The following is a 12,575-nucleotide window of genomic DNA, read 5'->3' as shown; positions in this document are numbered from 1 at the left end:
GCGCCCCGGCCCGAGCACGTCGCTGGCTAGGCTGGCGCCCATGACCTCAGCGCCCTCGACCGTGCCCGTGCTCGACCTGTCGGCAGACATCACCACCCTGACGGCCGCCGTGTGCGACATCGAGTCCGTGAGCCACGACGAGGCCCGGATCTGCGACGCGATCGAGGCCGCGCTGCGCCCGCTGGCCCACCTCGAGGTCACCCGGATCGGCAACTCGCTCGTCGCCCGCACGTCACTCGGACGACCCGAGCGCGTCGTCCTCGCGGGCCACATTGACACCGTGCCGCTGACCACCGACCCGGTGAACCTGCCGACCCGCCTCGAGGGTGACGAGCTCGTCGGCCGGGGCACCGTCGACATGAAGGGCGGCGTGGCCGTCCAGCTCAAGGTCGCGGCCGAGGTGACCGAGCCGTCGCGCGACCTGACCTTCGTCTTCTACGAGGGCGAGGAGGTCGACAGCCAGTACAACGGCCTGCGCCTGATCCAGGAGGCACGGCCCGAGCTGCTCGAGGCCGACTTCGCCGTGCTGCTCGAGCCGACCGCCGCGGAGGTCGAGGGCGGCTGCAAGGGCACCCTCCGCGCGCTGGTCACCACACGCGGCGTCGCCGCCCACTCGGCCCGGCCGTGGAAGGGCCACAACGCCATCCACGACGCGGGCGAGGTGCTCGTCCGCCTCACGGCATACGAGACCCGCACGGTCACCGTGGACGGGCTCGAGTACCGCGAGGCCCTCAACGCGACCGGCATCACCGGCGGCATCGCCGGCAACGTCATCCCGGACCGGTGCGTCGTGACGGTCAACTACCGCTACGCGCCCGACCTGTCGGAGGAGCAGGCGGCCGAGCACGTGCGTGAGGTGTTCGACGGCTTCGAGGTCGAGGTTGTCGACAACGCCGCCGGTGCCCGACCCGGCCTCGACCTTCCCGCCGCCAAGGCCTTCGTCGACGCGCTGGGGGCGACGGTGACCGCCAAGGAGGGCTGGACCGACGTCGCCCGCTTCGCCGCCCTCGGCGTGCCGGCGGTCAACTTCGGCCCCGGCGACCCGAACCTGGCCCACCACGACGACGAGCGCTGCCCCGTCGACCAGCTGGTTGCCGCCGAGGCAGCGCTGCTGCGCTGGCTGGCATAGGTTCGCTGCATGACGGAGCAGGAGATCGAGCCCACCGACGGGGCGCGCCCGGCACGCTCGCGGGGCAGCAGCCACGACGAGGAGTGGGAGTACCACACCGGGCCGGTCACGCTGCGCCGCTCGCGGCTGCCCGGCACCACCACCGACCAGCGGCTCCTCGACAACAAGGGCCGGGCCGACTGGGTGCACACCGACCCGTGGCGGGTCATGCGCATCCAGAGCGAGTTCGTCGAGGGCTTCGGCGCGCTCGCCGAGCTCGGCCCGGCAGTGAGCGTCTTCGGCTCCGCCCGCACCAAGGTCGACAGCCCCCACTACCGGCTCGGCGTGGAGGTCGGTCGGGCCCTGGCCAAGGCCGGGTATGCCGTGATCACCGGTGGCGGTCCGGGCGCCATGGAGGCGGCGAACCGGGGCGCGCTCGAGGCCGGGGGAGCCTCGGTCGGCCTCGGCATCGAGCTGCCGTTCGAGGCCGGCCTCAACCCCTACGTCGACCTCGGCGTGAACTTCCGCTACTTCTTCGCCCGCAAGACGATGTTCGTCAAGTACGCGCAGGGGTTCATCGTGCTGCCCGGCGGGTTCGGCACGCTCGACGAGCTCTTCGAGGCGCTCACGCTCGTGCAGACCCAGAAGGTGACGTCGTTCCCGCTGGTGCTGCTGGGCAGCGACTACTGGGGCGGCCTCCTCGGCTGGCTCGAGGGCACCCTCGCCGACCACGGCATGATCAACGTCGAGGACCTGAGGCTGCTGCAGCTCACCGACGACGTCGACGAGGCCGTGCGCATCATCATCGAGTCCGAGCGGAACGTGGCGCCCAAGCGGCCCGAGTGACGCTCGCCGCGGTCGCGGACGACGACCGGGCGCCCCGACCCGGCGGGTGGATGTGTCGCCGGCGCCGTGACGTGCGACGATCTCGTTCGTGATCTGGGTCCTGTTCACCGTCGTTGCGGTGCTGCTCGTCGGCGTGTTCGCTGGCCTGCTGGCCGGACGCATCGGCTACGACCCGTTGTCGGAGGTGGTCACCTCCCAGCCGGACACCGGCCTGGCGGACGACTTCACGGCTCGGTCGATCTCCGACGTCCACTTCGACACGGCGCTGCGCGGCTACCGGATGGACCAGGTCGACCACGTGCTCGACGCGCTCCAGGACCGCATCGCCGAGCAGGAGCGTGAGATCGCCACCCTGCGCGGCGGGGACGCGGCACACCGGGACGCCTCCCAGCGCGAGGACGTGCCGCACCGGGAGCACGACGCCTGACCATGACCGCCTTCAGCCTCCACCGGACCAGCCCGGCCAGCCCGGCCGAGGTCTGGGACGTGCTCACCGACTTCGCGGGCCACGAGCGGTGGATCCCGTTGACCACCATGCGCGTCGACCCCGGCGAGCCTCGCGTCGGCTGGGGCTGGGCCGGCGTGAGCGGCATCGGCCCGCTCGGCTTCGCCGACGCCATGGTGCTCACCCGCTGGGAACCGCCGACCGCGGAAGGGGAGGGGGCGGCCGGCGGCCGCTTCGCCATGCTGAAGGTCGGGCGGCTGCTCGACGGGTGGGCCGACGTCCGGGTCGAGCCCGCACCCGGGGGCGGCGCTGCCGTCACCTGGACCGAGGACATCTCCCTGCGGCCCCGCCCGCTGCGACGGGTCAGCCAGCCTGCGGTCGACCGCGCCGCCCGCGCCATGTTCGCCTCGGCCCTCGACGCGATGCTCGAGGAGGCCGCGCGCCGCACCGCCGGGACCGCCGCATGACCGCCCTGCTCGTCGGGGAGGACGGCCTCGCCCGGTGCTCGTGGGCCGGCAGCACGCCCGACTACCTCACCTACCACGACACCGAGTGGGGCGTGCCCGTCCGGGGCGAGCAGCCGCTGTACGAGCGGCTCACGCTCGAGGCGTTCCAGTCGGGCCTGTCGTGGCTGACGATCCTGCGCAAGCGTGAGGCCTTCCGGAACGCCTTCGCCCGGTTCGACCCCGAGAAGGTGGCCGCCTTCGACGAGACCGACCGCTCGCGCCTGATGGCCGACGCGTCGATCGTGCGCAACCGGCTCAAGATCGACGCCGCCATCACCAACGCGCGGGCCGTGGTCGCGCTGCGCGACGACGGCGGGCTCGACGAGCTGTTCTGGTCGTTCGCGCCGACGGACCACGTCCGCCCGACGGGGCCCGAGGACTTCCGGGCCGTCTCGGCGGAGTCCAAGGCCCTCGCCAAGGCGCTCAAGCGCACCGGTTTCGTCTTCGTCGGCCCCACCACCATGTATGCCGCGATGCAGGCCTGCGGCGTCGTCGACGACCACGTCGAGGGGTGCCACCGGGCTGGTGTGCGGTGAGCCGCGCGCTCGCCCTGCGTGCGGCCGGCGTCTACCTCGTGCTGCGCGCGGTCACCACCGTGATGCTGCTGATGGCGGTTGGCAGGCAGGTGCCGGTGGAGTCGTGGACGGGGCCGACCGTCGACTACTTCGACATGACGGTGCTCTGGGACGGCAGCTGGTACCGCACGATCGCGGAGCACGGCTACCCCCACCAGCTTCCGCTCGACCCGGTGAGCGGGACCCCGTCGCAGAACGCCTGGGCGTTCTACCCGCTGTTCCCGATGCTGTCCCGGGGGCTCATGGGCCTGACCGGCCTGTCCTTCCCGGTGGTGGCCTCGACCCTCGCGCTGCTCTGCGGGCTCGGTGCAGCCGTGCTCATGGCCGGTCTGCTCGCCGACCGGGTGCCGGCCAAGGTCGCGCTGGCGGCCGTGGCGGTGTGGGCCGCCTTCCCGGCGTCGGTGTCGCTGCAGCTCGCCTACACCGAGTCGCTCGCGATGCTCGTGCTCTGCGGCTTCCTGTGGGCGGTGATGCGCGGCCGGTGGTCGGTGGCGGCCGCCCTCGTGCTGGTGCTGGGCGTCACCCGGCCGATCGCCCTGCCGGCGGCGGCGGTCGTCGTCGTGGCGCTGGTCCTGCGCTGGCGCGCGCGCCGGACCCGCCGCATCACCTCGGGCGAGTACGTCGCCGGTGCGGGCGCGCTCGTGGCGTGCGGGGTCTCAGGGCTGATCTGGCCGACCATCGCGTGGGCCGTCACCGGGTCGCCGACGGCGTACACCGACACCATGGCCGCCTGGCGGGCCGGCGGTGAGATCGTCCCGCTGAAGCCGTGGCTGTGGATGTCGGAGTGGGTGTTCCGCGACTTCGACCTGGCTTCGACCTACGGCCCGGTCGCCCTCGCCCTGGTGGCGACCGTCGTCGTCGTCATGGTGCTGGGCCCGTGGGCCCGCGGGCTGGGACCGGAGCTGCGGACGTGGTGCCTGGCCTACCCGGCATACCTCGCCCTGGTGCTCGACCCGTTCACCAGCATCTTCCGCTACCTCCTCCCGCTCTTCCCGCTCCTCGTCGTCATGCTGGGCGGGGGCTGGGCCGGGCGCTCGCCGCGCTGGCTGTCGTGGCGCACCGGCACGCTCGTGGTGCTCGGGGTCGTCGGGCAGGCGTTCTGGATCACCGAGCTGCTCGTCTTCGTGCCGCCCTCGGACTACCCGCCGTGATGACGGCGCTGCTCACCCCCGAACGGCGCAGCGAGATCGCGGGCCGGGCGCTGCGGCGCCCCGTGGTCACGCTGCTGGTGTGCTACCTCCTGACCCGGGTGCTGGCCGTCGTCGCCATGGCGGTGGCGGCCACGTGGTTCCAGACCCCGGCCGGGGTGGGGCACCTGCACCCGACCGTCAGCGACATCCTCGGGTCGTGGGACAGCGTCTGGTACCGGCGGATCGCCGAGGGCGGCTACCCCCTCCCGCTGCCCGCCGACCCCGACACCGGCCGGCTCACCTACAGCGCGTGGGCCTTCTACCCGGCCTTCCCCTTGCTGGTGCGGGTGCTGATGCTGACGGGCCTGCCGTTCACCGCCGCCGCGGTCGGCCTGAACCTCGTGCTCGGCGCGGTGGCGGTCCTGCTCGTCTGGCAGGCGTTCCGCTTCGCCCTCCACGCCGCGCCGCTGCCGGCCCGAGAACGGCTCGCCCTCGTCGCCGCGGCGCTCTGGTGCCTCTACCCGGCGACCGGCATCCTCGTCATGCCCTACACCGAGGCGCTGGCCTGCGTCCTGCTGCCTGCGGCGCTGCTGCTGCTCATGCAGCGCCGGTACCTCTGGGTCGGTGTGGTCGCGCTCGCCCTCGGCTTCACCCGTGGCGTGGCCCCGGCCCTGGCGTGTGCGGCGCTGGCCCACCTCGTGATCCGCTGGCGCGAGGAGCGGGCGGCAGGCATGGTTCCGCTGCGCGGGCACCGGGCCAGCGCAGTCGTGATGCTCGTGGCCACCGCCGTCTCGGCGCTGGCCTGGCCGGCGTACGTCGGGCTGGCCAGCGGTCTGCCGACCGCCTTCTTCGACGTGCAGGCCGCCTGGGGCCAGCAGCCCGACAAGGGGCCCTTCGTGCTGTGGCTCGCCTGGGCCTGGGACGAGCGCGGCATCTTCGGCGTCGTGGTGCTGCTCGCCCTGGTGGCGACCTACGTCGCCCTGGTGCTCGGCCGGCACGGACGCTGGCTGGCCATCGAGCTGCGGGCCTGGGCGCTGGCCTACCCGCTCTTCCTCATGGCCGTCGTGCGCCCCATCACGAGCATGTGGCGCTTCCTGCTCCTCGACTTCCCGGTGGCCGCCCTCGTCGCGAGCGTCGCCATGCGGACCTCCACCGGCGCCTCCGTGGTGCCGCACTGGCGCCGCCGGGTGGCCGTGGTGGTGGGGGCGCTGGTCGCCGGGGTCTTCTGGTTCACGGCGAGCCTGCTCACCTTCACCCCTTGGGACGCCACGCCTCCGTGACGCACCCCTGACACCCCCCTGACACCCGTCCGGCGTCAGGCGCCGGTGAAGGCGGGCTTCTCCTTGGCGAGGAAGGCGTCGACCGCAGCCTTGTGGTCGGTGCTCTTGCCGGTGCGGTCCATGTACTCGCCCTCGCGCGCGAGCGACTCGGTGAGCGGGTGGCCGGCGCTGTAGGCGACGGCGTTGCGGATGCAGCCGTAGGCCAGGGTCGGGCCGGCGGCCAGCTTCGAGGTCAGCTCCTCGACCGCCGCGTCGAACCCGTCGGCCGGCACCACCGACGTCACCAGCCCGAGGTCGAGGCACTCATGCGCCGGGATGGTGCGCGGCAGGAGGAGCAGCTCCTTGGCCTTGGCCGGGCCGACGAGGCGCGGCAGCGTCCACGACGAGCCGCTGTCGCAGGAGAGCGCGATGCCGGCGAAGGCCAGGTTGATGCCCGCCGTGTCGACCATGACCCGGAAGTCGGCAGCGAAGGCGAACGACGCGCCCGCGCCGGCCGCGACGCCGTTGACGGCGGCGACGACCGGCTTGTCCATGGTGACGAGCAGCTCGACGATCGGGTTGTAGTGCTCGGCCACCGTCGCGAACAGCGCCTCGTCGGCCGACTGCAGCAGCTCGACGTGCTCGCGCAGGTCCTGCCCGACGCAGAAGGCCCGGCCGCTGCCGGTCAGCACGACGACCCGCACCGCGGGGTCCTCGGCCACCTGCCGCAGGGTCTGGAGCAGCTGCTCCTTGGTCGCGACGTCGAGCGCGTTCATCGCCTCGGGTCGGTTGAGCCGCACCGTGGCCACCCCGTCGGGAGAGGTCTCGAGCACGACGGGCGGCTGGGTCTGCGGGGTCTGGCCTGTCATGGGGCCCATCATTCCTATAGTGAAGGCGTGGGACAGCACTGGGCCGACCATGTCTTCAGCAGCGAGGGCAACGCAGGCGGCGAGCCACGCGGTGGCGGCGCCGACCGCGTGGTTGCCGATCCTCCGCTCCTGCAACGCATCCGGGAGTCGGTGATCGGCGACGACCAGGTGATGGTCGGGCCCTACGGGCCGCGACGGGTCACGTATGCCGACTACACGGCATCCGGGCGAGCCCTCACCTTCATCGAGGACTTCATCCGCGACGAGGTGCTGCCGCGGTACGCCAACACGCACACCGAGAGCTCCGGCACCGGGCTGCAGACCACCCGGCTGCGCGAGGACGCCCGCCGCATCATCCGCGACGCCGTCGGCGGCGACGACGACACCATCGTGCTGTTCGCCGGCTCCGGCTGCACCGGCGCCATCGACAAGCTGGTGGGGATGCTCGGGCTGCGCATCCCCTCGAACCTCGAGGACCGCTTCCACTTCGCCGAGTCGATCGCGCCGCACCAGCGGCCGGTCGTCTTCATCGGGCCCTACGAGCATCACAGCAACGAGCTCATCTGGCGCGAGTCGATCGCCGACGTCGTCGTCATCCCGCAGGACCGCGACGGCCACATCGACCGGCAGCGGCTGGCGCACGAGCTCGAGCACCACGCGGAGCGTCCGCTGAAGATCGGCTCGTTCTCGGCCGCCAGCAACGTCACCGGCATCGTGAGCGACGCCGACGCCATCGGCGCCCTGCTGCACCAGCACGGTGCACTCTCGTTCTGGGACTTCGCCGCCGCGGCCCCCTACGTCGACATCGAGATGTACGGCTCCCCGGGAGCCGGCCCCGCGGCCTACAAGGACGCCGTCTTCCTCAGCCCGCACAAGTTCATCGGCGGGCCGGCCACCCCGGGGGTGCTCGTCGTGCGGCGCGAGCTGACGACCAACCGGGTGCCGGACGTGCCCGGTGGCGGGACCGTCGCCTTCGTCAACGCCGACGACCACCGCTACCTCGACGACCCCGCGCACCGGGAGGAGGGCGGCACCCCCGCGATCATCGAGTCGATCCGGGCGGGCCTGGTCTTCCAGCTGAAGCAGGCCGTCGGCGTGGCCACCATCCGCGAGCGGGAGAGCCACTTCCTGCGCCGGGCCGTGGAGGCCTGGCAGGCGGAGCCGGCCATCGAGATCCTCGGCAACCTCGACGCCGACCGCCTCTCGATCGTCTCCTTCGTCGTGCACGCGCCGGGGGAGCGGGGCCGGTTCCTACACCACAACTTCGTCGTCGCGGTGCTCAACGACCTCTTCGGCATCCAGTCGCGCGGCGGGTGCTCGTGCGCCGGCCCCTACGGCCACTACCTGCTCGGCATCGACATCGACCGCAGCCACGAGTTCGAGCGCGAGATCGGCCACGGCTGCGAGGGCATCAAGCCCGGCTGGGTGCGGGTCAACTTCAACTACTTCATCTCCGAGACGGTCTTCGAGTACGTCGTCGAGGCGGTGCGGCTCGTCGCCCGCGAGGGCTGGCGCCTGCTCGGTGACTACCGGTTCGACCCCGCGACCGGCCGCTGGCACCACCGCCGGGGCCCGGTCGAGCCGCCGCTGCGGCTGCACCAGGTCGGCTACGACGCCGAGGGCCGGATGACCTACCCGCGCGAGCACGACACCGCCGACGAGTCGGCACTGGAGGGCTACCTGCGCGAGGCCGAGGAGGTGCTGCGGGCCGCGACCCCGTGCGACGGCGACGGCTCGGTCAACTCCGACTTCGACCAGCTGCGCTGGTTCGAGCTGCCGCCGGCCAGCCTGTCGGGCACCTGAGCGAGGGCTGCTGGTCGGGCCTGGGCGGCGCGCTGCCCGTCAGGCGCCTGAGCGGCGCTGGCCCGTGCCGACGGCGCCCGGTCCACCCGCCAGCCAGGTGTCGACCCACGTGCTGGCCCGGGGCATCAGGGCCTGCGCCTGGCGGTCGAACAGGGCAGCGGCCTCGCGGCCGGGCCAGTGCTCGGGCAGCACCTCCTCCGGCAGCCCGGGGTCGGTGAAGAGGAACAGCCGCCATGCGTGCACCAGCCCGGAGCGGGAGGCGAAGGCCTGCTCCGGGTCGTCGGGGACGCCGGCCTCACCGGCCGCCTCGGCGAACCGCCGGTATGCCGCGCCGAGCGCCTGGAGGTCCCACACCCGGCTGACGAGGGAGGCGGCTTCTCCCTGGAAGCGGGAGCGGAAGCCGTCGTGGTCGACGCCCTCGCGCCGCAGCACCTCGGCCAGCTCGGGGCTCTCGCGCGGGGCCACCCAGGTGTCGGCGGCGAGCGAGCCGTAGCCGAGGTAGCGCAGCGACTGTGCCACCCGGGCCCGCGTGTTGCGGTCGGCCTGGTGCTCGACGGTCACCACGTGCCAGTGCCCGTCCCACGGGGTGGCGGTGGTGCGATAGATGCGTCCGTGCGCCTCCTCGAGACGGGCGCGGGCCCGAGCGGACGCGGCATACCCGCGCACCTCCCGCTCCTCCGGCTCGAGCCAGCCCTCGCGGACCATGCGCGAGACGGCCGTCCGCACGGCCGGGGCGGTGATGTCGAGGCTGCCGAGCAGCCCGACGACGGCCGAGATGGGCGCCCAGCCGCTCCGTGCGAGCAGGTGGTCGCCGTAGAGGTCGAAGAGGGCTGAACGCGCGTGCACGGTCGACAGTCAAGCGCATCCCGGGTGGCGGATTTCACCATCGGCCCAGTTCACGGGATAATGAACTGACATCTGGCGCGACTGGGACGACAACTTGCTGGCGTGGACCCGCGTGCCGAAACAGATCCACGCCCACGGAAGGGGAGCCCCGATGGCGGCAATGAAGCCGAGGACCGGAGATGGCCCGCTCGAGGTCACCAAGGAAGGTCGCGGAATCGTTCTGCGCATGCCGCTCGAGGGCGGTGGCCGCCTTGTCGTCGAGATGACCCCCGACGAGGCCAAGGAGCTCGGCGCGGCGATCGACAACTGCGAGGGCCTCGCCTGAGCCCGCCTCCACGTGCAGGCGAGCAGGCCTGACGAAGGCCTGACGAACCACTGACGAAGCCCCCGCCGGCCCCACGCCGGCGGGGGCTTCGCCGTCTGCGCTGGGTAGGCTCGCAGCGTGCCAGCCCACAAGACCGCCACCACTCCTGACCTGCTGAACCCCGTCGCCAGCCAGCTCTCGTCGACGGACCGGACGGCGACCGACGTGCTCGTCGGCGCCGACCTGCTGATCGGTGCCGACCTCGGCGACCGCTCCGGCCTCGTGCTGGCGCTGCCGGTGCCCGAGGGCGGGGTGCCGACCGAGGGCGAGAGCGCCGACACGCTGGCGCAGTTCGGTCTCGACGCGGCCGGCGTGACGCAGACCTGGGAGCCCACGTCGAAGCCCGGGTCGGTCACCACCGTGCCGATGCCCGCGGACGCGCCGGTGCGCACCGTGCTGCTCGTCGGCACCGGTGCCGGCACGGCCGACGACCTGCGCACCGCCGGCGCCGCACTGGGCCGCGCCGCTCGCGGGCGCCAGCACGTCGTCACCTCGCTCGCCGAGGGGAGCGACGCCGTCGCGCTCGCTGCGCTCGTCGAGGGGATCTGCCTGGGGGGCTACACGCCGCCGCGGTGGAGTGGCAAGCCCGCCGACACCAAGAGCGCGCCGGCCGGTGCGGTCACGCTGACCGGCCTGCCGGGTGCCGGCGACGCCGAGGTCGTGCGCCGCGCCGGGGTGCGTGCCCGCGCGACGATGCTGGCCCGCAACCTCGCCGTCACCCCCTCCAACCTGAAGAACCCGGCCTGGCTGGCCGCCCAGGCCGAGGCCGTCGCCGGTGCGTCGGGCCTCGACGTCCGCGTCTGGTCCGACGACGACCTGCGCCGCGAGGGCTTCGGCGGCCTGCTCGCCGTCGGTGGCGGCTCGGCCACCCCGCCCCGGCTGGTGCAGCTCGACCACACCCCGAGCGGGGCGAACCGCCGGACCCCGCGGATCGTGCTCGTGGGCAAGGGGATCACCTTCGACACCGGCGGCCTCGACATCAAGCCGGCCGAGGGCATGCTCGCCATGAAGACCGACATGTCGGGGTCGGCGATCGTGCTCGCCGTGCTGGCCGCCTGCCGTGAGCTCGACGTGCCCGTGCGGGTCACCGGCCTGCTCGCCCTGGCCGAGAACGCCGTCGGGGGCGCCTCCTACCGACCGGGCGACGTGGTGACCCAGTACGGCGGTCGCACGGTCGAGATCGGCAACACCGACGCCGAGGGCCGCATCGTCATGGCCGACGCGCTCGCCTACGCCGACCGGCACCTCGACCCCGACGTGCTGCTCGACATCGCGACCCTCACCGGCGCCGCCCGGGTGGCCTTCGGCCGCAGCATGGCCCCCGTCTACGCCACCGACGACGCCCTCCGCGAGGGCCTCGTCGCCGCAGGTCAGCGCACCGGCGAGGTGCTCTGGCCGTTCCCGCTGGTCGACGACTACCGGGCGCTGCTCGACAGCGAGGTCGCCGACATCAACCACATAGCGGGATCGAAAGGCGGCGCGGGCTCGATCACGGCAGCCTTGTTCCTGCGCGAGTTCGCCGGCGACCGCCGGTGGGCGCACCTCGACATCGCGGGCACAGGCCGCAGCGATGTCGACCGCGGACTGCTGAGCAAGGGGGCCACCGGCTTCGGTGCTCGGCTGCTGCTGACCTGGCTGGAGGACATGAGATGAACGCCGGATACGGACTGACCGTGCGCTGGTCCCTGGAGGACGCGCCCACGGGCGTGGAACAGAAGCTGCGCGACTACGTGATCGGCACGTCGATGGCGAAGTTCATGTTCCTCGACGGGCTGGCCTTCAAGACCTGGCGCATGAGCCAGGGCCGCTGGTTCGAGGGCACCTACATCTTCGACGAGGCCGTCTACCGCGACGACTTCCAGAGCGACTTCGAGAAGGACGCGGCCGAGGCTGCGGGCAGCAAGATCATCGGCTCCGCCCCGGTCACCATCGAGCCGTTCGAGGTCGTGGCCATCGCCGAGGGCCCGGCGGGCTTCCGTCGCGGCCCCGGCCCCGGCACCGCCTGACGTCTCGCCCCAGGGTCGGGCACCCCGACACGAAAGGTGAGGTATGCCGCGGCGTGAGGCGCGCGGCATACCTCACCTCTTGTCTTGTGGCCCCCTGTGGGGAGGGGAGCGCGCTCCTAGCGCTTGACGGCGGCGAGGACGCCGTCGCCGACCGGCAGCAGGGCCGGCACGAGGCGCTCGTCGTCGCGCAGCTGCTTGCCGAGGTCGCGCAGCACGCGCGTCTGCTCGTCACGGGCGGCGGGGTCGGCCACCCGGTCGTGCCAGAGCATGTTGTCGAGCACGAGCACCCCGCCCGAGCGGAGCAGCCGGATGGCGTGCTCGACATAGCTCGGGTACTCCGACTTCTCGGCGTCGACGACCACCATGTCGTAGGCCGCGTCGGTCATGCGCGGCAGCACGTCGAGGGCACGACCGCTGATGACCCGGGTGCGCTGCGGAGCGATGCCGGCCTCGCGGTAGGCCTGCCGGGCGGCGGCCTGGTGCTCGGGCTCGACGTCGATGGTCGTCAGGATGCCGTCGGACGGCATGCCCTGGAGCAGCCAGAGGCCCGAGGTGCCCGCGCCGGTGCCGATCTCGATGACCGACTTCGCCTTGGACGCCGCCGCCAGGAGGCGCAGCACCACGCCGGCACCCGTGCCCACCGGGGAGGCTCCGAGCTCCTCGCCGCGACGGCGAGCCTGCTCCACCACCGGCGTCTCGGTGACGAACTCCTCGGCGTACGCCCAGCTGGCAGGCTTCTGTGCGGTCATGCGGGCAACCCTAGCGCCGGAGGTGTCCCGATTCGTGCACCCATCCGCGCAGGTCGCGCTGTACGAACA

14 protein-coding genes are annotated in these 12,575 nt (G+C 72.9%); 11 read left to right on the top strand and 3 right to left on the bottom strand.

The genetic code is table 11. The features are described 5' to 3' along the window. Window positions 1–40 precede the first annotated feature (40 nt). The 7 genes from dapE (at window position 41) to BMW78_RS02820 (ending at window position 5,890) form a co-directional block, all read left to right on the top strand. Window positions 41–1,129, top strand: a complete 1,089-nt coding sequence (gene dapE / locus BMW78_RS02850; protein ID WP_091756145.1) for a succinyl-diaminopimelate desuccinylase — start codon at window positions 41–43, stop codon at window positions 1,127–1,129. A gap of 9 nt (window positions 1,130–1,138) precedes the next feature. Continuing rightward, window positions 1,139–1,954 (top strand): LOG family protein, encoded by an 816-nt coding sequence (locus BMW78_RS02845; protein WP_091756143.1) that lies wholly within the window; start codon window positions 1,139–1,141, stop codon window positions 1,952–1,954. An 88-nt stretch (window positions 1,955–2,042) separates the two neighbouring features. Further along, window positions 2,043–2,381: a DivIVA domain-containing protein gene (locus BMW78_RS02840; RefSeq protein WP_245735621.1), complete on the top strand. Its 339-nt coding sequence runs from the start codon at window positions 2,043–2,045 to the stop codon at window positions 2,379–2,381. Window positions 2,382–2,383: 2 nt separating this feature from the next. Next, window positions 2,384–2,866 (top strand): SRPBCC family protein, encoded by a 483-nt coding sequence (locus BMW78_RS02835; protein WP_091756139.1) that lies wholly within the window; start codon window positions 2,384–2,386, stop codon window positions 2,864–2,866. After that, window positions 2,863–3,441 (top strand): DNA-3-methyladenine glycosylase I, encoded by a 579-nt coding sequence (locus BMW78_RS02830; protein WP_091756137.1) that lies wholly within the window; start codon window positions 2,863–2,865, stop codon window positions 3,439–3,441. The genes BMW78_RS02835 and BMW78_RS02830 overlap by 4 nt, the downstream gene beginning before the upstream one ends. Beyond that, on the top strand, window positions 3,438–4,631 hold the full coding sequence (locus BMW78_RS02825; RefSeq protein WP_177180241.1) for a hypothetical protein: 1,194 nt from the start codon (window positions 3,438–3,440) through the stop codon (window positions 4,629–4,631). The genes BMW78_RS02830 and BMW78_RS02825 overlap by 4 nt, the downstream gene beginning before the upstream one ends. Continuing rightward, window positions 4,631–5,890 (top strand): mannosyltransferase family protein, encoded by a 1,260-nt coding sequence (locus tag BMW78_RS02820; RefSeq protein ID WP_091756134.1) that lies wholly within the window; start codon window positions 4,631–4,633, stop codon window positions 5,888–5,890. The genes BMW78_RS02825 and BMW78_RS02820 overlap by 1 nt, the downstream gene beginning before the upstream one ends. Window positions 5,891–5,925: 35 nt before the next feature. Here the strand turns inward: BMW78_RS02820 and BMW78_RS02815 are convergent, their stop codons facing one another. Further along, window positions 5,926–6,738, bottom strand: a complete 813-nt coding sequence (locus BMW78_RS02815) for an enoyl-CoA hydratase-related protein (protein WP_091756133.1) — start codon at window positions 6,736–6,738, stop codon at window positions 5,926–5,928. Between the two features lie 27 nt (window positions 6,739–6,765). Between BMW78_RS02815 and BMW78_RS02810 the strand changes: the two genes are divergently transcribed. After that, a complete protein-coding gene (locus tag BMW78_RS02810; RefSeq protein WP_245735620.1) occupies window positions 6,766–8,541 on the top strand; it encodes an aminotransferase class V-fold PLP-dependent enzyme in 1,776 nt (591 codons plus the stop codon). 39 nt (window positions 8,542–8,580) lie between these two features. Here the strand turns inward: BMW78_RS02810 and BMW78_RS02805 are convergent, their stop codons facing one another. Continuing rightward, window positions 8,581–9,387, bottom strand: a complete 807-nt coding sequence (locus BMW78_RS02805) for a PaaX family transcriptional regulator (protein WP_091756131.1) — start codon at window positions 9,385–9,387, stop codon at window positions 8,581–8,583. A gap of 151 nt (window positions 9,388–9,538) precedes the next feature. Here BMW78_RS02805 and BMW78_RS02800 point away from each other — a divergent pair, with 151 nt between their 5' ends. The 3 genes from BMW78_RS02800 (at window position 9,539) to BMW78_RS02790 (ending at window position 11,757) form a co-directional block, all read left to right on the top strand. After that, window positions 9,539–9,712: a DUF3117 domain-containing protein gene (locus tag BMW78_RS02800; RefSeq protein WP_091756129.1), complete on the top strand. Its 174-nt coding sequence runs from the start codon at window positions 9,539–9,541 to the stop codon at window positions 9,710–9,712. A 117-nt stretch (window positions 9,713–9,829) separates the two neighbouring features. Next, window positions 9,830–11,404: a leucyl aminopeptidase family protein gene (locus BMW78_RS02795; RefSeq protein WP_091756128.1), complete on the top strand. Its 1,575-nt coding sequence runs from the start codon at window positions 9,830–9,832 to the stop codon at window positions 11,402–11,404. Continuing rightward, complete coding sequence (locus BMW78_RS02790; RefSeq protein ID WP_091756126.1) at window positions 11,401–11,757, top strand: hypothetical protein; 357 nt, start codon at window positions 11,401–11,403, stop codon at window positions 11,755–11,757. Before BMW78_RS02795 ends, BMW78_RS02790 begins: the two co-directional genes overlap by 4 nt. 116 nt (window positions 11,758–11,873) lie before the next feature. Here BMW78_RS02790 and BMW78_RS02785 read toward each other — a convergent pair whose 3' ends face one another. Further along, the gene (locus BMW78_RS02785) at window positions 11,874–12,506 is read right to left on the bottom strand and encodes an O-methyltransferase (RefSeq protein WP_091756124.1); all 633 of its coding nucleotides are present in this window, start codon (window positions 12,504–12,506) and stop codon (window positions 11,874–11,876) included. Window positions 12,507–12,575 lie beyond the last annotated feature (69 nt).

Source organism: Pedococcus cremeus (assembly GCF_900111375.1).
Taxonomy (GTDB): Bacteria; Actinomycetota; Actinomycetes; order Actinomycetales; family Dermatophilaceae; genus Pedococcus_A; species Pedococcus_A cremeus.
This window is presented reverse-complemented; position numbering and strand designations above follow the sequence as displayed.